We start from the raw sequence: 18,799 nt of genomic DNA on the forward strand, positions 1-18,799 counted from the left end.
CGCCCACGTGCGGACCTCGCCTCCCACCGCTCTCGCCGTTCCCGCCGCCGCGACAGCCGGGAACACGCGGAGCGATCGACAACGCCCGATCGTTCATCGAAGCCGCGGGATGCGGCCAGTGCTCATCACTGTCGCGGACCGAACCGCCAACCACACACACGAAGAGGGCGTCTGGCTGATCCGGACACCCCGTTGTCGTCCCTGCAACGGGACCAAAGCCTCGAACCGCATTGGAGGCTAGCGCTCCTCGCCCGGGCCTGCCAACCCGAAAGCGGCCCCCCGCACGTGTCTTCGGTCACCTGTACGCCAGGCGCGCGGCGGTGAACTGGCCGCTCCGGGAACGCCGTTGGACGTCCGGCCGGCGGGCACCGGCGTGCCGGAGCCCACGGGGGCGCGGCGCTCCGGCGATGCCCGGGGCGCACGCACAGGCGCGAGCGGACCGGGGCGCCGGGCGCCGGCCCGGGGCCCCGGAAGCACAGGGAAGCACAGGGAAGCACCGGGAGCCCGAAAAGCGGCGGCGGCCCCCGGAGCTCCGGGGGCCGCCGCCCTTACCGCGCCGTCTTGCCCTGACCTGCGCTTCTACCGCTGCCGCGGAGGCTGTGGGATTTGAACCCACGGTGACGGGTTACGCCACGACGGTTTTCAAGACCGTTCGGGCGTAGGGTGGTTTCACCCGGTTGACCTGCTGGAATGCCGGAAGCCGCGCCGATCGGGCGAGATCTTGGCCACAGGATGGCCAAAGGGGTCGGAGCCAACCTCGGTCACGTCCTCGACGGCACGCTGGAAGAGAGCGCCGCTGCGGCGGTGAGGCAGGTCCACGATCCTCACCAGAGCGAAGCCTTGCCGCTTGTAGTAGCGGTGCAGCCCCGCGTTGTCCTTCCACGCGTCCAGCCGCAGCCAGGCCCGCCCGGCACGGGCCGCGCGGTCCGCCGCCCAATCGAGCATGACCGCACCCGCCCCCTCTCCGGCCGCCGCCCGGCTGACCGCCATGCGATGGACGTAGAACGCCGTGTCCGGCGCATCCTCCGGCGTCCAGAACTCCGGGTCGGCGAAGTCGTCCACCTGGATCGTTCCGATCGGCTGATCGTCGGCAAGGGCCAGGAAGCACACGCCCTGTTCGAGGGCCGACTTGATCCGGTCGCGGTGGGGCGGGTACTGCCATTGGTCGATTCCACGCGACGCGAGCCACGTGGATGCCTCGGTCAACAGCGCTTCGACGGTGTCGAGCTGGTCAGGGTTGGCGGTCCTGATGTGCAGGGTCACGCGTCTCCGTTCTCGTCTTCGCGGATACGTTCGTACGAGACGACGTGTCGGTCGCCAGGGAGAACCGAGACCGCTACGCGCACCGGCCTACCGTCCGAGGTGAACCCCGTCGCGATGTGGTAAGCCACCGGCGTTCCAGGCCCCAGGTCCAGGCGGTGAACCTGGTCGGGGGTAGGCATCCGGACGTGAAGCTCGTCCAACGCCCGAACCTGCCGATAGCCGAGATCGGCCAGCGTCTCGTTCGCGCCTTTGGCGATGCTCTCCGGCCGCATGATCTCTGAGTCCCGAACCAGGTCGAGCGGGAAGTAGCTGTCGTTGATGTTGAACGGCTCCCCGTCCAAGTAGCGGATGCGCTTCCGTACCGCCACCAGTTCGCCGGAACGAAGGCGTAGGCGTGTGGCCACGTCCTCCGGCGGTTCCACGATGGCCACCTCGATTTCCTGCCGAGGTTCCCGCCCTTCCTCGGAGAACTCCGTCATGAAGGCGTCCATCTCTGGCGTGTAGGGCCGCTTGCGGAACTCCGCCTGCGGCCGGAACACCATCGGCTCCCGCCGGCGCACGAAGTGCCCCTGCGGACGGGCCGACACGATCAGCCCTTCGTTGAGGAGCAGCGCGAGAGCCTTCCGCACGGTCTCGCGCGAGACTCCGTGCTCGCCACGTAGCTCCGCTTCGGTGGGCAGTTTGGCGCCCGGCGGAAGAGTGCCGTCCGTGATCTGCGCGCGGAGCGCGTCCGCGATCTGCTGATACATCGCTGCTCGGCCGAGCCTGCTCACTGCCATGCCTCCCATGAAAGTCCTGGCCGGGAGGGATTGTCTAGTCAATCCGCCCGTCCCTCTTGCGCTTCGTCGGGTGACTCTGCCAACATCCTGCCTGTAGCCATTGTACGGACAATAGCTACATCGGAGGGGTCCTGTTTGGGCTGCCTCCAAGCCTCTGGGCCTGGTGACAGGCCCGGTGAGCGTCAGGTGGTTGTGAATTGAACAGCGTGATCCCCCGCTGGCCTGTCTTGGGTTGGTGTGAAGGGGAGATCCGTCGGCAGTCGCCCGAGAGGGCCGAAGACGAGCAGTTCTACAGTCCCGCCTCACGGCGGGGAACCGGCTGCTGCCAGGACTGGCCCGACGCAAAAGAACCCGCAGCCTCGTCTGCCGTACACCGGCACGCGATGACCCCCCACGTCGATCAGTGGTGGGAGAGCGTGAGTACACCAGCAGCCCTGCGGAGACACCACCGATCGCACCATCCCCATCTCTGTCCGGGAGGTCGCGATGCGACGACACCAACGAAGACTCTGTGCGCCCTCGGTGCTGGACCGGCCCGAGGGTGGCCCGCCGCGTCACCCGTAGCCGCCTGGGCTACTCGTGCACCACCGCCGAGCCGTCCCCTGAGGGGGCGGAACGCGACGGTGGTGGGCGAGGGGCGCCAGGCCCCGAACACGTATGCGCCGGCCGGGAGTTGCACCTCCCGGCCGGCTGATCAACCCACCTACCAGTATTAGGAGGGCGATCCGTATGGATCGTAGTGCGCCGGCGTCGGGTACGCCGGAGAGTGTGCAGGAGGCGGCTGAGGCCGCGCGGAAGGCGGAGGAGGCCCGTCGCAAGGCTGAGGCGGATTTGCGGCGTCACGGCCAGGCCGGGGCGGCGGTCACCACCCAGAGGGGCGGTGGCCGGTGAGCGCGGCGATCATCGCCGTGGTCGGGACGCTGGCTGGCTCCGCGTTGACCGGTCTGCTCGGGTATGTGGCGGCTCAGCGTGGTGAGTTGCGGTGGCGGCGTGTGGACGCGCTGACGGAGTTGTCCAGTGCGGCGACGGATCATCGCCGGACGATGTACTCCCGCTTCAACTTGGAACGCTCCGGGACGGCGACGGGCGGCGAGTTGGCTGCCGCGAAGGCCGAGAGCTACGCGACGCGGGCGGCTGTTACGGCGCCGTTGGTGCGGGTGCGGCTGTTGATTCCCGATGTGCGGGTGCGGGCGGCGGCCACGGAGTTGGTGTCCGCGACGTATGCGCTCCGGGACGCGGTCACCCAGGCGGGGTTGGACCGGGCGCGTGAGGCGGCGTTGGCCGCGCATGACGCGTTCGTCGACACGGCCGCGTCGTATCTGGCCTGACTGGACGGTTGCCTGATCCGCCCCTCCGTCGTCCCGACCACGCCACGGGACGACGGAGGGGCGGTGACGGGGAGCCGGGCCAGTCGGGTCTGGTGTGACGCTGAGGAGCCAGCGTGTCGGATGACAGCAATACCCCGCAGCCGGAGATGACGCACTTCTACATCTTGGTGCTGGAGTTGCCGGGCCGTAAGACGGCGGCCGACACCGGGGAGGTGTCGCTGCCTGCGGGCACGCGCCGCCAGGACGTCCTGGACTTCCTGCTTGGCCGGATGGTCGAGCGGAACCCCGCCATGCGCGAGGCGGTCCCCATCCACTTCTCCCTCGCCCCAGCCACGGTCTGACGGCTGCCTGATCCGCCTGTTCTGTCTATGCGAGAGGGCGGGCGGTGGGGGGAGCCGGGCCAGCCCGGTCCGGCGTGAGAGAAAGGGAGCGCCTGTTGCGCTACTCGATTCGCCATCACCTGCTGATGGCCGCCGCGTTCCTGGTCAGCGCCGCCATCGCCGTGTGGGCGGGGGTGGGCTTGGACAGTTACGCGGTGCCCGCGTCGCTGACGTTCCCGGTTGCCACGGCGGTCTTCGCCTCCGTCTTCGGCCTGACCGGCGACCTGGCGGGCCGGGCCAGTGCGGTGACGCACCGGTGCCCGGAATGCGGGCTGACGATCCACCTCACCGGCACCACGCGGGAGGAGTCGCAGCGGTTGCGGGAGACCATCTCCCGTCACCCGCACCGCCTCTAACCCCCTCGCACCAGCGGGCCCCGACCAGCGCGCCAACGCCAGTCGGGGCCCCTTCCACACTCCCCGGGCGCGGCTCTCCCACCACGGAATCCGCCGCCCCGGGGCCACCAACAAAATAGAGGACGACTCATGCGGAGTTTCATCGGCGGCCAGTCGGTCGCCACCGACGACGAGTTGATCGAGCTGGCGCTGGGCCTGGGCTTGGACCCGACCCTGTGGCTCGGCACCACGGGCGAGAGCGGTGCCGAGCGCCGCGCCCGCCTGGACGCCGGCGCCGACATCCTGGCCGATGACCCCGACCTGGCCGAGCCCCTGAGCTTGCTGACGACCAGCGCCGTCGAGGCGCACCTGGCGCTGCCGGTGATCGTGCGGGCGGTGACAAGGTGAGCGAGGAGCGGGAGGTACCGCTGGTCCCGGATGGACCGGTCGAGCTGGAACCACAACCGCTGGCCATCATCGAACCGGCCGCCCAGCGGGCGGCGCTCGTCGCCGAGTTGGAGCGTGCGGGGGTGGCCCTGGGCGCCTACGAGCGGGGCACCGTCGACTGGTTGTGCCAGCGGCCGGGCTGGGGCACCGTCGCCACGATCGCCTCGTGGGTACGCCGCGCCGCTGGCGCGGACGTGCCCGCGCTGCTGGCCGAGCTGGCCGCTCGCCCGTCCCGCGCCGACGTGCTGCGGGAGGCGGCCGTCCAGATGGACGAGATCTGCGAGCAGCACGGCGTCTTGGGTGTCGGAGACCGCCTGCGCCGCCTCGCCGACAAGACCGACGCCGATGGAGGTGCCCTGTGATTCGGATCGTGCGGACGGCCCGGTTGCGGGCGGTCGAGCGGCAGGTGGCCGATGCTCAGGCTCGCTTGGCCGAGGTGCGGGCCGGTGCCGATCGGGCGTTGGCCCGGCATATGGCCGAGCTGTTGGCCGCCGCTGAGCGGCAGCGGGCTGCGGAGGTCACGGCGAGCAGCGAGGGGTACCGGGCGGATATCGCCGAGGGCCAGGCGAAGGAGCTGCGCGAGGAGAACACGCAACTCGTCGCTGAGTTGCGGGCGCTGGAGGAGACGCCGTTGACGGTGTTCATCACCCTCTACAACGGCCGGGTCCACAGTGTTCACGCGACCGAGGAGGCGGCCCAGGCGGCGGCGGAGAACGACCCCACCGATCCCGCCCCGCCCGCCCCGTGGGGTGCATGGGTCCCCGTTCCGGCTGAGGGTCCACGGCCGAAATGGATCATGCGGCGAGCCAGCGTTCACGGACTCCTGAACGGTGTTCACGCCCCGGCGGCCGGTGTTCACGACGCGCCCGAGGGTGTTCACAGCGGGGATGCCGGGGGTGGCGAGCGTGGATGAGAAAACCCTCAAGCAGGCCGACCGGGTGCTGTCCACGGGCACGTGGATGATCGTGTTCGGCGCCGTCGTCTACTCCGTGCTCACGGTCACTCCGCTGGTTCGCGGGGTGACCCCGGACGGGTGGGAATGGACCGCGCCGATCCTCCCCATCGTGGTGGATGCCGCCGTCGTCATCGTCGTCCGCCTGGACGCGGCACTGGCCCGTGTCGGGGGTCGTGCGGGCGGCTGGCCTGTGCTTTTGCGGTGGATGACCGGGCTGATGACCCTCGGCCTGAACACTGCCGGCAGCGCCCTCAAGGGCGACCCTGTCGGGGTGGCGGTCCATGCCGTGGCGCCGCTTCTACTGATCGTGAGCAGTGAGGCGAGCCTGGCCTACCGCCGCGCTCTGACCGCCGCCGTGACCGCCCGAGAGAAGCGGGAACGAGCGGCTGAGGAGGCCCGTGAACAGGCCGAGCGCGAGCGTGAACAGCAGGCACGGGCCGACCGTGAAGCCGCCTTGGATCGTGAGGAGCGGCGGGAGCGGGAGCGGCGGGAGTATGAGGCGCGGCTTGCTCGGGAGGAGCGAGAGCACGCGGCGACCCTCGCCCGTGAACAGGCAGAGGCCGAGCGTGAACGCGAGCGGCTGCGGCTTGAACACGCGGAGCGAGAGCGTGAACAGGAGCGGGAGCGCCGTGAACAGGCCGCCGCCGCTCGTGAACAGGCCGAGCGGGAGCGTGAGGCGCAGCAGGCTGCCGAGCGTGCCCGGAAGGAAGCCGCCGCCCGAGCCGAACAGGAGCGGGTCGCGCGACGACGGGCCGAGTTGCTGGCCGCCGGCCCGGCGGGCCGGCGGCTCGATGAGCCGATCGCGCTGGAGATCGTGGCCGCCGCGTTCGAAGCGGGCCTGACGATCCGTGAGGCCGCCGACTTGTGCGGCTGGTCGACCGGATGGGTCACCGGCCGCTACACCGAGCTGAAGCAGGGGGTGGGAGTGTGATGTCCGAGCGCCTGGATGTCCGCCGGATGCTTCTGCGGCGCGGGTGGACCGAGGACCAGCATGGCGTGCTCCGCAAGGGCGGCGCCGTGGTCGGCAGCACGGCCGCCGGCGACGCGTTCCTGACCGGCCCCGGCCGGGGCCGCCATGACGAGTTCACGGCCGACTTCCCGTCCGACACCCCCGCCCAGGTCATCCCCGCCGCCACCGAACACATCGGCCACCTGATCCAACAGGCCGAAGCCGCCCTGACCGAGGCGGCGGCATGAGCGGCACCATCCCGGTCTACCGCTGGCGCCTCGCGCCTGACGGACTGGCCACCCGCCGCCAGCTGCGCGCAGCCGGCCTGCGGCCCGGCGGCCAAGACCCGGTGGCGGTGATCGAACGGCCCCGGCGTCGGGGCCGCCCGCCGCTGGTCGCCTACCTCTACCTGGTGTCCGCCGCCGTGCCAGTGCGGCCAATGACTCCGGCCCGGTGGCGGGCGATCGAGGCGGCGCTAACCGCCCGCCGTACCTGCCCCGACTGCGGGGTCGTGCGTGACTACTGCATCCCGACGTCGATCGGTGTGTGTAACCCCTGTGACCAGGGCGCCGGTTGGGCGATCGCCGCCTGACCCCTCCTCTCTCCTTCTCTCTGGAGATCCTGATGTCTGATCTTTCGGTGTTCGCCGCCGCGTTCCTGGGGCTGTACACGGCTCATCACGCGGCGGACTACCTGTTCCAGTCCGATCACCAGTCCGGCCGGAAGGCCGGCTGGACCGAGCCCGCCGACGAGGCGGGCCCGGGACGTCACCACCACGGGTGGGGCGTCAACCAACTCCACGCCGGAATCCACACCATCAGCACGGTGGCGGTGCTGACACTTCTGGCGTGGACCGTTGGTCTGCCGCTGTCCCTGGCCGGCCTGACCACATCGCTCGGGTGGGTGCACATCACGCACAGTCTGATCGACCGGCGGTGGCCGGTGCGGTGGTGGATGACCCACACCGGCTCGACCGGATTCGTCGACCAGGGCGGGATGCCACTGGTCGACCAGGCACTCCACCTGACCGTGGGGCTGTTCCCCGCTGCGCTGCTGGTCACGATCTGACCAGCAGCGCAGCTTCAATCTCCCCGGAGGGGCGGCCTTCGCTCGCGAGGCACAGGGCCGCCCTCTTGGGGTCCCAGAAGGGACGTCTTCAGGATGACGGATACGGATACGGCTGTGCGGGAGGTGGCGGAATCTCCGCCCCCGCCGGCCGTGGATCGGCCGGTTCCCGACCGGTCGCGGACGCGTGAGCGGCCCATGCCGCCGGGCCATACGCCGGGTGGTATTCCGGCGATGCCGGCGGCGGTGACCGGCTCGAATACCGTGGTTGGCGCGGTGTCGGCGGCGGCGTTGGCGGCTGGGCCGGTGGGTTTGGCTGCCGCGTCGGTCGGTGTGGTGTCGGTGGCAGCCGGTGCGGCGATAGCGCGCCGCCGGGCCGCCACCCGCAACCGCCAGCAGCGGCGCCAGAACAACAACCCTCTCAGTCCGGCCCGCCAGACGTCGAACCGCGCTGGCGGGTTCAACTCGCCCAACTCCAGGGGCATTCGCGGCGGTGGTGGCCAGCGTGGTGGCCTGTTCTCCGGTGGTGGTTCGCCGGGTCGGGCCGCTCGTACCGCCAGTTTGGGGTTGGGGTCGCGCGGCGGGCCGACCACCGGGGGCTCCTCGGGGCGCGGCCTGCGGGGCAACAAGGCCGCCCACGGCGCTTTTGGTTCTGCGGGTACCGCACCTAGCGATCGTTCGCGAAGTGGTGGTGGCCGCTCGGGGCTCAGTGCGGCGTTGGGTGGGGTGCGCCAGGCGCGGCGTGACGCGCGGGCCGCTGCCCCGACCCGGGCCGCCGCGCGTGAGCGGCAGATCGCGGATCGGCGGCGGCTGGCTGATGACCGGCGTGCGCAGCGCCGTGCGGCGGGTGATGCCCGCAGGTTCGGCCGGCCGCGCGGCCGGTTCGGACGTGGGGCGGACGCCGCCCGACTGCGGTCGCGCAGGTTGCGGGATGCGGGGTTGGGCCGGTTGCGGTCGGGGCGCGATTCCCGTGGTGCCGCCGCGCGGCGGCGGGCCGCTCAGGCGGTGAAGGTGGCGGGTGCGCGTCGGAGGATGCGCCGCAGGTTGGCCGCTTCCTGGTTGCGGTATCGCGCCAGGCAGGTGGGAGCCGCGCTGGTGGCCGCGCCGGTCGGTGTCCTGGGGATGGCGACCAGTCCGCTGGGGCGGTGGCTGGGCTGGCGGTGGCTGATCCACCCGGGCCGGCGGCTGTATCGGCGGCTGTCGGGCTCTGCCCGCGCCGCACATGAGGGCCGGGCCGAGCAGATCGTCGAGGAAGCCCTGGAAGGCCAGCGCGAGGAAGAGCGAGAGATCGAGGCGGTGGTGCCCAGGGCACCCCGCAACCACAACACCCCTCAGGGAGCGAACGTGTCCGACGGTGGGTTCTCCGAGACGACCAGCAGTGGGTTCCTCTTCGATGAGGCCGCGGCCGATATGGAGGCACAGGCCCGCTCCTATGAGCCGGTCGGGATGATGGCGGTGCTGGCCACCTGCGAGTCCTTGCCCGGCGCGCTGCAAAGCGTCGCGAACACCTTCCAGATTCTCGCGGAGCGCGCCGACGGCGAGTTCCCGCTGGAGAAGGAGGTCGGGGAGGCGCTGAACGAGGTGTATGTGCACCTGTCGCTGGCGGTGGTCGCCGCCAACGAGGTGGGCACCACCTTCCGGGCCGTGCACGAGCAGGACATTCGCCGCCACGAGGACCCCCGTAACGGCGACGAGACCGGCTGGGACACCACCAACAACTGACCTACTCCTACTGCCAGTTCGCTGTGGCGCGCCCCCCAATCCCCTGGGGGTCGCGCCACAGCCTGTTTCTCCCCGGAGATTCGCTTGTGAGTGAGCCTCAGCTCAACCTGACCAACCTCCCCAACACCAACAAACCCAAGACCACCACCACCGGCGGCGGCAAGGCGAAGCCGGGCAGGGGGCCGGCGTGGGACTGGGCCGCCGGACACGGCCCCGTCTCCGGCGCCATCTCCGCGACGACCGGGGCTGGCGCCGCCGCACTGCTCGGGGCCGCGACCGGTGCCCCCGAGGTGCTGCCGCTGGCCATCGGCGCCGCCGGCGCGATCGGGCACGGCATCGGCGCCAGCATCCGGCGCCGCCTGACCCTGCGCACGGCGAGCACGAGGGTCGCGTCCTGGCTGCTGGCCGGCGGGTGGACCACCTGGGCCATGACCACCGGCCCGCTGTCCTGGGCGGCGGCCGGCACCCTGACCGCTCTCGGTGTCGGCATCGGTGCCGCCGCCAGCAGCGCCGCCACCTGGGAAGAGGCCGCCGAAACCGAACGCCTCACCGCCGAAGCGGCCCAGGCCGCACGGGAGTTGAACCGCGACCGCCTCGCGATCGCCCAGGAATGGGAAGAGCGCATCGCCCGCGTCTGCCGCATCAATCTGCGGATCTTCGCGGTGGAGAACTGGCCGACCGGCGCCGGTTACTCCCTGGCCGCTGAACTCCCCGGCGGCGCCACGTTCGACCAGATCGAGGCCCGCGCCCGGCAGTTGGCCGGTGACGCGCGCCTCCCTCTGGGCTGCACGGTCACCGTCGAGGAGGGCGACCTCCAAGGCCGCGCGGTGATCGACGTCGCCACGCGGAACGTGATGGGCCAGACCGTCGCCTACCCCACCCCCTACACCCCGCTGTCGATCCTGACCGGCATCCCCTGGGGCGTGCGGCCCATCGGCGAGGAGATCCGCGTCTACCTCCGTGAGGCGTGCGCGCTGATTCTCGGCCCCCCCGGATCGGGCAAGTCGACGTTCACGGACGCGGTGCTGGCGGGTTTCGCGCGCTGCGTCGATGTGTTGACCTTCGTGATCGACCTCAAGGCCGGCGCCGTGGGCATGCCGTGGGTCCGGCCCTGGCTGGAAGCCGAAGGCCACGTCGCGCCGCTGGCGGGCGCGGCCCCGGCGCCGGCCGGGACCCGGCCCGGCATCGACTGGTTGGCGTCCACCCCGGAGGAGGCGATCGTGATGCTGAAGGCGGTGCTGGCGATCTGCTCGGCTCGCCAGCAGCAGTACCAGCAGCTTCTCGCCGAGAACAACACTTCGTTGTTGCCGGTCAGTTCGCAGATCCCGCAGATCATGGTGGTGGTCGACGAGGGCGCCGAAGCGCTCGCCGCGACCTTCAAGGAACCCAGGCGCAAGGAGTTGGGCGACTTGATCCGTCAGGGGATGCGCACCACCCGCGCCATGGGTGGCCGGTTCGTCCTCACCGCCGTGGACGGCAATGTCTCCGCCATCGGCGACACCCAGGTCAGGAAGTTCAGCCCGGTCGGGGTGGCGCTGACCAGCGGCGAGACCGTCAGCAACCTCGGCAAGCTCTTCCCCCGCGCCCGGGTGGACACCCGCCAGTTGTCGCAGAAGGGCGCCGGAGTCATCGGCGACGCCGGGGCCGACGGGTTCGCCCCCACTCCGTTCAAGGGGTGGATGACCGGCCCGACCATGGTCCGCGATGTCGTCCTGGCCACCAACGACACCCGCCCGCGGCTGGATGAGATCTCAGCCCGCGCGGCTGGCGCGGCCTACAGCGAGCGCTGGAGCGCCGGCCGCGCCGGCTGGCTATGGGCCAACACCCCCCAACCCGCCCCCAGGGACGCGCCGTTCACCCCGCAGGAGAACCCCCAGCCACCCGCCAGCGGTCCGGCCGAAGCCGGCCTGAACCTCTCCTACAAGCGCACCCAACCCCCCACCCCCGACCACACCCAGGCCGACGCCGACGAGATGGCCGCACGCCTCCTCGCCGAGATCGACGCCCAGTTCGGCACCACCACCGAACCCGACCGCACCACCGGCCCGTCCGGAAAAGGGTTGAACCTTTCCTACAAACGAGCCGAACAGGCCGCGCCCGAGACCGAGTCGCCCCAGAGCGCTTCGGCCGGGCCCGAGTGGCTCCCCGACGCCATCCAGGCCATCTACGCGGCCGGCTCGGACGGCATGAAGCCCGGAGCTATCGCGGACCAGGTTGGGCGGGACCGCAAGACCGTACGGGACACCCTCAAGGCCGCCGCCTCGCGCGGCGAGTTGGTCTACCGCGACCGGGGCCCACACTCCGTCTACGTCCACCCCGACCACGCCTGAGCCATCACACACGGCTACTGAGTAGTGGGTAGTGGGGGGAACCCCCCACTACCCACTAACCCCCTCCCCGGGCCCGAAACACCCCTTCACCAGGAACCCCCCACTACCCAGTACCCACTACCCAGTACCCAGTAGATACACAATCCGTGACATCCCGCGCCCCGCCTCGGACACCGGGAGGAACCGTGCACACCCACCCCACCACCTACCTGACCCGCACCGACCAGCCCACCCCCAGCCCGGCCCCCGGGCCGGTGGTGCACCCTCGGTCCGGGGCCGACCTCACCCCCCAGCAACTCGCGCTCCTGGCCGCCCTGATCCAACAGACCGGCACCACCCCCGCCGTGCCCACCCCGGCCCCAGTGGCGCCCACCCCGACCGAGACGCGTATGTCGGGACGCGCCAAAGACACCGCCCTTGTCGTGGCGGCCAGCGGAACCGGGCTGGGCGCCGCCGGCGCCGGCATCGGCTACGGCTCCGGCCTCATCGCCACCGCCTCAGGAGGCTTGATGACCGCCGCCATCGCCCTGGCCATCGCCACCGGATCCATCACCGCCGCCATCGCCCTCATCCGCACCGCCTGCAAGACCAACACCACCGGCAAGGCCCGCGAGGACAAGAAGCGGCCCACCACCCACATCACCCAACACGTGACCGCCACCGGCCTGTTCGGCAAGGCCAACGGCACCATCAACAACCGCTGAAAGGCCCACGATGCGACTCCGCATTCAACGGGAGAGGTGGCCCCGACCGGCCCTGATCCTGACCGACACCCGCCGCCCCCGCTGCACCCACTGCCCGAGCGACGACGGCACCGGCCGGGACAAATGCCTCTGCTGGAACACCGGCAGGCGCTGGACCCTCATCCCCCTGCCACGCACCCGCCGTACCCGCCACCAACAACCAACAGGAGAACCCGTGTCGACCGAAACCATCGAGACCATCCGCTACACCGCCGATGTCCTGGCCATCACCCCCGACCGGCGCATCCTCCTGATCGAGCGGAACTGGCCCCCGTTTGAAGGTACGTGGGCGCTCCCCGGTGGCCATGTCGACCCCGGGGAGACCGCGCTTGAGGCCGCCGCCCGTGAGCTGGCCGAGGAAACCGGCGTCAAAATCGACACCTCGGACCTGAGCCAGGTCGGGGCCTTCGACACCCCCGACCGCGACCCGCGCGACCGATACGTCACCGTCGCCCACCTCGCCCACGTCCCCACCGACACCATCGCCACCGCCGGAGACGACGCCCGCACCGCCGCCTGGTGGCCGCTCGACGCCCTCCCCGAACTGGCCTTCGACCACGCCCACATCATCACAGCGGCTCTGCGCTGACGGCCGCTCGTCCAGCCCCGAACGCCTGCCCCTACGAAGGCGGCGCCTCGGGGCCGGGCGAGGGACCGGACAGACCGGGCCCGAGATGGAAAGGGTTTCTGTGCGACTGCGCATTCAACGGGAGAGGTGGCCCCGACCGGCCCTGATCCTGACCGACACCCCCCGCCCCCGATGCCCGGACTGCCACGGCATCGGCGGCTGGGCCCACACCTGTGTGAGCCCTGAGGGGGAGTACGACGGCACCGACTGGTTCGAATGCTTCTGCTGGGACTCCGGCAAGCGGTGGAAGATCCTCCCCGTGCCCCACTTCCGCCGCACCGGCTACAGCGACGAACCCCCCTTCTGAGGAGCCCTCTTGCAGAACTTGAGCATCACTGTCGGCGTTGCCCAACGCCCCGGGACTGAGCCCCCGTGCGCGGACAGCTGGGACGTGCAGTGGCGCGGGCAGCGGGTCACCGCGACCGTACTGGACGGAGCTGGACACGCGCCGGACACCGTGCGCTACGTACAGGCCGCCGCTCCCGTCATCACCATGATCGGCATGGAGCACGGCGGACTCGCCGGCCTGATGACCGCCGGCCAAATGGCTGCCGCCCACGACACCTACCTACACGCATCGGCCGTCTACGCCGCTGCCGAACCCGGCCAGCCGGTCACGATCCACTGGATCGGGGACTGCCGCGCCTACGGCTGGGACGGCACCGAGCTGCGGCAGTACAGCACCGACCAGACCATGGGCGAATACCTCCGGCGACACGGCGGCGTGGCAGTCGACCTGATCGAACACCACGATGCGTGGGCCCGCCTGGGCCTGGCCCAAGCATCGGCCAGCACCTGCCGAGAGGCCACCATCCCGCCCGGTATCCCCCTCGTCCTCCTGGTGTCGGACGGCGTCTCAGACCACGTACCGGACATGGAGCGCGTCGTCACCGAGCACGCTACCGACCCGCAGGCCCTCGCCGACGCGCTCGTCGCAGCCGCCGAGCCCGACGACGACGGCTACCGCGACGACGCCACCGTCATCGTCCTGAAAACCAGCACGTAACAGTCCCAACAGCAATGCCCGGGGCGGCGATCTCCACGCCAATGCAGTCCGCCGCCCCGGTTCCACCCGTACCTACGAGAGGAACGGACCCCACCAGCATGACATCTGACCCCCGTGCGGCGCTGCTCAACGCCGCACTCAATCTCGCCAAGCACGGCGTGCCCGTGCTCCCGTTGAGTGCCCGCAAGCGCCCCATGGCCAACTGCCCCACCTGCAAGAACGGGGCGTGTGGTGAGCGGCCGAACATGCTCGCCGCCGGCCCCTGCCACTGCCCGCAACCGTGCCACGCCTGGGCCGCCGCCACCACCAACCCCACCCTCATCAGCTCCCCACCGTGGGCCCGCACCTGGGCGCGGGCCGGAGGGGTCGGCTACCACCCCGGCGGCGCCGGACTGACCGTGGTCGATCTCGACACCGAGGCGGCCGTTGCCTGGGCCCGCGCCACCCTCCCGGCCACCCGGAGGGTGGCCACCACTCGGGGTGAGCACTGGATCTACACCGGCACCACGCGTTCGGCCAACAGCGTCCGGCCGGGCGTCGACATCAAGTCGCGTATGCAGTACGCCCGTTGGCTGGGCCCCGGCATCGGCACCATGACCCCACTCCCGGACGCCGTCCTCAGGCTGTTGGACAAGGAAGAGACCAACCCGCCGCCTCGGGGGGCGGGGTTGGTCTCTTCCACCGCCCCCGCCCGGTGGGACCGCACTGTGGCCACCGGCTGCCGCCACACCACCCGCTACATCGCCACCGGCCTGGAACGCGGCCTGGCGATGATCCGCGAACGCCACGAACAAGGCGCCGGCAGCCGTGCGTTCGGCGTCGCCCAGTTCATCGCCCGCCAGCACACCGCCTGCCCCGGCCCGTGCGGGCTGGACGCCATCGCCGCCCAACTCATCAACGCCGCCATGGCCGTAGGCGTCCCCGAGCCGTATGCCGCACGCGCCGTCCACCGAGGCATGAACGGGACGGAGCACGCCGCATGACCCACCAGCCCAACACCGCCCCGACCGGCCAGCCCCCGACGGCCGTGGGCGTCCCGAAGGACGCCGCCGAAGGCGCCCGATCTGGTCCTGACCCGCGCCCGCGAACCAGCAGGTACCCGGTCGCCTGGCTGCGGATCAGCGCCCCACGCGGAGCAACCCCGAGCGCCCGGTCGTGGTGCGAATGCGGACACGACCGCACCGCGATCGGCCCCCGCCGCATCGCCGAGCTGGTCGCCGACCACCACGCACACCGCACCACCTGCCCGCTACGCCCCCAGCAGCAGACCAGCCCGCCCGGAAGGAGGGCCGCAGCATGAGTACCCCAGCCGATCTGGCCGATCTGTGGGCCGCCTTCCCGCCCGACACCTCGACAGACCCTGGCGAACCCGTCTGGGATGAGCCCGTGCCGCTCTCGCCCCGGCGGGAGTTGCCGCCGTTCCCTATCAGTGCGTTGCCCGGGTGGTTGGGCGGCATGGTGGCGGCTGTCGCTGAGGAGACCCAGACCCCGGTGGACCTGGCCGGTTGTCTGGGGCTGTCGGTGCTGGCCGCCGCTGCCGGTGGTCGGGCCGTGGTGTCGGTGCGTGGTCGGTGGCGCGAGCCGGTCAACCTCTACACCGCCGTCGCGCTCCCGCCCGGCAATCGCAAGAGCGCCGTCTTCTCCTTGATGACCACACCCTTGATGGGTGCCGAGAAGGCTCTGGTGGAATCCTCGACAGCCGCCCGTGCGGAAGCCGAGACGACCGCTCGTCTGGCGAAGGCCGCCGCTGACAAGGCTGCGGCGAAGGCAGCGAACGCCGACCCGGAGACGCGTGATGCCCTGACGGCTGAGGCGATCTCGCTGGCTCAGGCCGCCGAGGACATCAAGGTGCCGGCCAAGCCGCAGCTCGTCGCTGATGATGTGACACCGGAGAACCTGGCCACGCTGCTGGCCGAGCAGGAGGGCCGTCTCGCGGTGCTCTCGCCCGAGGGCGGCATCTTCGACATCATCGCCGGCCGCTACTCCGGCGCCCCCAACATGGAGATCTTCCTCAAGGGCCACGCCGGGGACATGGTGCGCGTCAACCGGCAGGGACGCGACGCGCAGTACATCGAACAGCCCGCCGTCACGATGGGCCTCGCGGTCCAACCCGAAGTCCTCGACTCCATCGGCCAGATCAAGGGCGCGGACGGGCGGGGCCTGCTGGCCCGCTTCCTGTACGCGCTGCCTGACTCCCTCGTCGGGCGCCGCAACCTCACCCCCGACCTCATCCCCGAAGAGGTAGCCGACACCTACACACGCCAGCTCGGGGCCCTGGCCATGGACTTGGCCGGCTGGACCGACCCCGCCATCCTGACGCTCTCCCCCGAGGCCGACGCCGTGATGCTGGCCTACCAGAAGGTCACCGAATCCCGCATCGGCAAGGGCGGCCCACTCGCTCCGATCGTCAAGTGGGCCAGCAAACGCGACGGCGCCGTCGCCCGCATCGCCGGGCTACTCCACCTCGCCACCCACGGCCAGGACGCCATGCGCCTGCCCATCGACGCGGCCACCATGACCGCCGCCACCGAGTTGGGCGACTACTTCACCACCCACGCCCTACAGGTATTCGACGCCATGGCCGCCGACCCCGCACACGACGCGGCCCGCCACATCCACACCCACCTCGGATCACGACGCACAAACAGCTTCACCAAACGCGAGCTGTTCCGCCAGCTCCCCCGCAGCGAGTTCCCCGCCATGGCCGACCTCGACCCCGCCCTGAACCTCCTGGAAGAACACGGCTGGATCAGGCGCCAACCCCAGCCGCCCCGCACCGGACGCGGCCGACCCCCCTCCCCCCGCTACGACACCCACCCCCGCTACACCCACCCCAGCTGACAGAAACCCCAACCCACTGACAGAAAAGACAGAAACCAGCGACACCACCCCTGACCTGCAACTTCACCCCCACAGGCAGGCGCTGACAGAACTCCGCGAAAGTCCGACAGAAACCCCACCCCACCGGCAACCACAGCCAGGGCCCGCTTTCTGTCGGACTTCCCGAACTTTCTGTCACACACCCCCACGCCAACAAAACCACAGGTCAAGGCCACATCCACGACTTCTGTCATTTCTGTCAACGCCAGACGAATAAACGAGAGCCACGTCCACAGCCAACACCGCCTCCCCCGAGGAGAAGTGACCATGCCCCCCGAGCGCATGATGCTCACGCTGCCCGAGGTACTTGCCGAGATCCGTGTGAGCCGAGCCGCCTTCTACCGAATGCGAGCGCGGGGACGAGCCCCCGTGCTGATCAAGCTGGCCAACGGCCACATCCGTTGCCGGCGCGCGGACCTTGACGCGTGGTGGAACGAGCAGGGGAACGCCGCCGCCTGACAACGACCAATAACGAACCAGTCCCACCGGGGCGCGTGCCGATATCGGCACGCGCCCCTTCCCTTGCCTTGAGGAGCACGTTGCTTACCTACGACGTTCGCATTTGGGGAATCAGGCAGCGACAGAGTAAGTCCGCTCCATATCAGCTGCGATGGATTGTTGGAGGGGAAAAACAGCAACAGCCCTTCCAGACATGGACCCAAGCTGATGGCCGACGATCCGAGCTGATGTCCGCTCTCCGAACAGGGCAGCAATTCGATACGGAGACCGGGCTTCCAGCCAACGAGCTTCGGGAAAAGAACTCCCCCACCTGGTACGCGCACACATGCGACTACGTGGTGATGAAGTGGCCCGGGGCGTCCGGAAAGCAACGCGCCAGTATCGCCGAATCGCTGGCAGTAGTGACGGTCGGACTGATTGACAGGCGTAAACGTGGAGCGCCAGCGGCCGACGTGTTGCGCCGCGCTCTCCAGCAGTGGGCCTACCAATGCCGGCGCGATGAGAGCGGAGAGTTGGTGAACCGGCTGACGGTGGAGCATCCGCCGGACGAGGAGGCGTCCGCGCTGGCATGGGTCGCGAAGCATTCCGTCAAGGCCATCGAGCTGGCCGACACAACGAAAACACGGCAGGCGCTGACGGCCCTTTCGCTTCGACTTGATGGGAGACCCGCTGCGGAGAACACCTTCCGCCGAAAGCGCGCAGTCTTCAGCAATGCGCTTCGCTATGCCGTGGAAAAGGGCGTGTTGCAGGGCAATCCACTGAGCCGCATCGACTGGGCACCACCACCGACGGATGACGAGGTGGATTTCCAGTATGTTCCGAGTCCGCAGCAGGTGAAAAGGTTGGTGCGCGCGGTCGCCGGGGATGGCCCGCGTGGTGAGCATCTGGAAGCGTTCTTTGGGTGCCTGTATTTCGCGGCCATGAGGCCGTCCGAGGTGGCCGACCTGAAGAGGGACAACTGTCGTCTTCCGAGGGAAGGGTGGGGCGAACTGCTGCTTCGAGGGAGCCGCCCCGAGGTGGGCTCTGGCTGGACCGATGACGGCGCCTCCTTCGAAGCGCGGGCGCTCAAGCGGCGTGCCCGGAAGACGACCCGGCCCGTCCCGATCCCCCCCGCCCTCGTTGGTCTGCTGCGGCGCCACCTCGACCGGTACGGGACGGCGCCGGACGGCCGGCTCTTCCGGGCCGTCAACAGCGGCCGGGTGCGGTCCACCGAGTACACCGAGATCTGGAAGCGCGCGAGGAAGCGGGCGCTGGCCCCAGAGGACGTGGCCTCACCCTTGGCTGACGTGCCCTACTCGCTGCGCCACGCGGGCGTCTCGGGCTGGATCAAGGCCGGGGTCGACCCCACCGAGGTGGCCCGCCGTGCTGGCCACAGTCCGGCGGTGCTCTGGCGGTTCTACGCGAAGATCCTTCGCGGCGGGCAGAGCCAGGCCAACGCGCTGATCGAGGCCCACCTGGGCGACGAGGAGGGCTGACAGTCTGGCCACAGGTTGGCCGTACACGCTGATCAACAGTGAGACAGCGTGAGAC

General features: G+C 70.4%; 23 protein-coding genes and 1 tRNA gene. 21 read left to right on the forward strand and 3 right to left on the reverse strand.

The window, feature by feature from the left end:
* Positions 1-594 precede the first annotated feature (594 nt).
* From AOM46_RS33980 to AOM46_RS11665, 3 genes are all read right to left on the reverse strand, one after another.
* Positions 595-684, reverse strand: a tRNA-Ser gene (locus AOM46_RS33980).
* Positions 670-1,263, reverse strand: coding sequence for a GNAT family N-acetyltransferase (locus AOM46_RS11660; RefSeq protein ID WP_067226146.1), 594 nt, complete (start codon positions 1,261-1,263; stop codon positions 670-672). The genes AOM46_RS33980 and AOM46_RS11660 overlap by 15 nt, the downstream gene beginning before the upstream one ends.
* Positions 1,260-2,012, reverse strand: a complete 753-nt coding sequence (locus AOM46_RS11665) for a GntR family transcriptional regulator (RefSeq protein WP_062209475.1) — start codon at positions 2,010-2,012, stop codon at positions 1,260-1,262. Before AOM46_RS11665 ends, AOM46_RS11660 begins: the two co-directional genes overlap by 4 nt.
* A gap of 917 nt (positions 2,013-2,929) precedes the next feature.
* Here AOM46_RS11665 and AOM46_RS11670 point away from each other — a divergent pair.
* The 21 genes from AOM46_RS11670 to AOM46_RS11765 all read left to right on the forward strand — a co-directional run bounded on the left by AOM46_RS11670 (position 2,930) and on the right by AOM46_RS11765 (position 18,744).
* Complete coding sequence (locus AOM46_RS11670; RefSeq protein ID WP_062209478.1) at positions 2,930-3,370, forward strand: hypothetical protein; 441 nt, start codon at positions 2,930-2,932, stop codon at positions 3,368-3,370.
* 113 nt (positions 3,371-3,483) lie between these two features.
* Positions 3,484-3,711, forward strand: a complete 228-nt coding sequence (locus AOM46_RS11675) for a hypothetical protein (RefSeq protein WP_062209481.1) — start codon at positions 3,484-3,486, stop codon at positions 3,709-3,711.
* 95 nt (positions 3,712-3,806) lie between these two features.
* Positions 3,807-4,106, forward strand: coding sequence for a hypothetical protein (locus tag AOM46_RS11680; protein ID WP_062209484.1), 300 nt, complete (start codon positions 3,807-3,809; stop codon positions 4,104-4,106).
* 129 nt (positions 4,107-4,235) lie between these two features.
* Positions 4,236-4,493: a hypothetical protein gene (locus AOM46_RS11685; protein WP_062209486.1), complete on the forward strand. Its 258-nt coding sequence runs from the start codon at positions 4,236-4,238 to the stop codon at positions 4,491-4,493.
* Positions 4,490-4,894: a hypothetical protein gene (locus AOM46_RS11690; protein WP_062209489.1), complete on the forward strand. Its 405-nt coding sequence runs from the start codon at positions 4,490-4,492 to the stop codon at positions 4,892-4,894. The genes AOM46_RS11685 and AOM46_RS11690 overlap by 4 nt, the downstream gene beginning before the upstream one ends.
* A complete protein-coding gene (locus AOM46_RS11695) occupies positions 4,891-5,445 on the forward strand; it encodes a hypothetical protein (RefSeq protein WP_062209493.1) in 555 nt (184 codons plus the stop codon). The genes AOM46_RS11690 and AOM46_RS11695 overlap by 4 nt, the downstream gene beginning before the upstream one ends.
* Positions 5,438-6,418 (forward strand): hypothetical protein, encoded by a 981-nt coding sequence (locus AOM46_RS11700; RefSeq protein ID WP_062210716.1) that lies wholly within the window; start codon positions 5,438-5,440, stop codon positions 6,416-6,418. Before AOM46_RS11695 ends, AOM46_RS11700 begins: the two co-directional genes overlap by 8 nt.
* A complete protein-coding gene (locus AOM46_RS11705) occupies positions 6,418-6,684 on the forward strand; it encodes a hypothetical protein (protein WP_062209496.1) in 267 nt (88 codons plus the stop codon). Before AOM46_RS11700 ends, AOM46_RS11705 begins: the two co-directional genes overlap by 1 nt.
* Entirely contained in the window at positions 6,681-7,028 is a 348-nt protein-coding gene (locus tag AOM46_RS11710) for an RRQRL motif-containing zinc-binding protein (protein WP_062209498.1), read from the forward strand. The genes AOM46_RS11705 and AOM46_RS11710 overlap by 4 nt, the downstream gene beginning before the upstream one ends.
* 32 nt (positions 7,029-7,060) lie before the next feature.
* Positions 7,061-7,504, forward strand: a complete 444-nt coding sequence (locus AOM46_RS11715) for a DUF3307 domain-containing protein (RefSeq protein ID WP_062209501.1) — start codon at positions 7,061-7,063, stop codon at positions 7,502-7,504.
* A 1,041-nt stretch (positions 7,505-8,545) separates the two neighbouring features.
* Positions 8,546-9,223, forward strand: coding sequence for a hypothetical protein (locus AOM46_RS11720; RefSeq protein WP_234313744.1), 678 nt, complete (start codon positions 8,546-8,548; stop codon positions 9,221-9,223).
* 86 nt (positions 9,224-9,309) lie between these two features.
* The gene (locus AOM46_RS35835; RefSeq protein WP_062209505.1) at positions 9,310-11,553 is read left to right on the forward strand and encodes a hypothetical protein; all 2,244 of its coding nucleotides are present in this window, start codon (positions 9,310-9,312) and stop codon (positions 11,551-11,553) included.
* A gap of 185 nt (positions 11,554-11,738) precedes the next feature.
* Positions 11,739-12,257 carry a hypothetical protein gene (locus AOM46_RS11730; protein ID WP_062209508.1) on the forward strand — a complete coding sequence of 173 codons (519 nt, stop codon included), beginning with the start codon at positions 11,739-11,741 and terminating at the stop codon, positions 12,255-12,257.
* A 214-nt stretch (positions 12,258-12,471) separates the two neighbouring features.
* Positions 12,472-12,885 carry an NUDIX hydrolase gene (locus AOM46_RS35290; protein ID WP_062209511.1) on the forward strand — a complete coding sequence of 138 codons (414 nt, stop codon included), beginning with the start codon at positions 12,472-12,474 and terminating at the stop codon, positions 12,883-12,885.
* Positions 12,886-12,985: 100 nt separating this feature from the next.
* Positions 12,986-13,231, forward strand: a complete 246-nt coding sequence (locus AOM46_RS11740) for a hypothetical protein (RefSeq protein ID WP_062209514.1) — start codon at positions 12,986-12,988, stop codon at positions 13,229-13,231.
* A gap of 18 nt (positions 13,232-13,249) precedes the next feature.
* Complete coding sequence (locus AOM46_RS11745) at positions 13,250-13,930, forward strand: SpoIIE family protein phosphatase (protein ID WP_234313745.1); 681 nt, start codon at positions 13,250-13,252, stop codon at positions 13,928-13,930.
* Positions 13,931-14,028: 98 nt separating this feature from the next.
* Entirely contained in the window at positions 14,029-14,913 is an 885-nt protein-coding gene (locus AOM46_RS11750) for a bifunctional DNA primase/polymerase (protein WP_062209517.1), read from the forward strand.
* Positions 14,910-15,230, forward strand: coding sequence for a hypothetical protein (locus AOM46_RS35295; RefSeq protein WP_234313746.1), 321 nt, complete (start codon positions 14,910-14,912; stop codon positions 15,228-15,230). The genes AOM46_RS11750 and AOM46_RS35295 overlap by 4 nt, the downstream gene beginning before the upstream one ends.
* Complete coding sequence (locus tag AOM46_RS11755) at positions 15,227-16,771, forward strand: YfjI family protein (RefSeq protein WP_062209519.1); 1,545 nt, start codon at positions 15,227-15,229, stop codon at positions 16,769-16,771. The genes AOM46_RS35295 and AOM46_RS11755 overlap by 4 nt, the downstream gene beginning before the upstream one ends.
* A 306-nt stretch (positions 16,772-17,077) precedes the next feature.
* Positions 17,078-17,269 carry an AlpA family transcriptional regulator gene (locus tag AOM46_RS11760; RefSeq protein WP_199823958.1) on the forward strand — a complete coding sequence of 64 codons (192 nt, stop codon included), beginning with the start codon at positions 17,078-17,080 and terminating at the stop codon, positions 17,267-17,269.
* A gap of 227 nt (positions 17,270-17,496) precedes the next feature.
* Entirely contained in the window at positions 17,497-18,744 is a 1,248-nt protein-coding gene (locus tag AOM46_RS11765; protein WP_370592686.1) for a tyrosine-type recombinase/integrase, read from the forward strand.
* Positions 18,745-18,799 lie beyond the last annotated feature (55 nt).

The sequence above is a fragment of the Streptomyces sp. NBRC 109706 genome (assembly GCF_000974485.1).
Classification (GTDB): domain Bacteria; phylum Actinomycetota; class Actinomycetes; order Streptomycetales; family Streptomycetaceae; genus Streptomyces.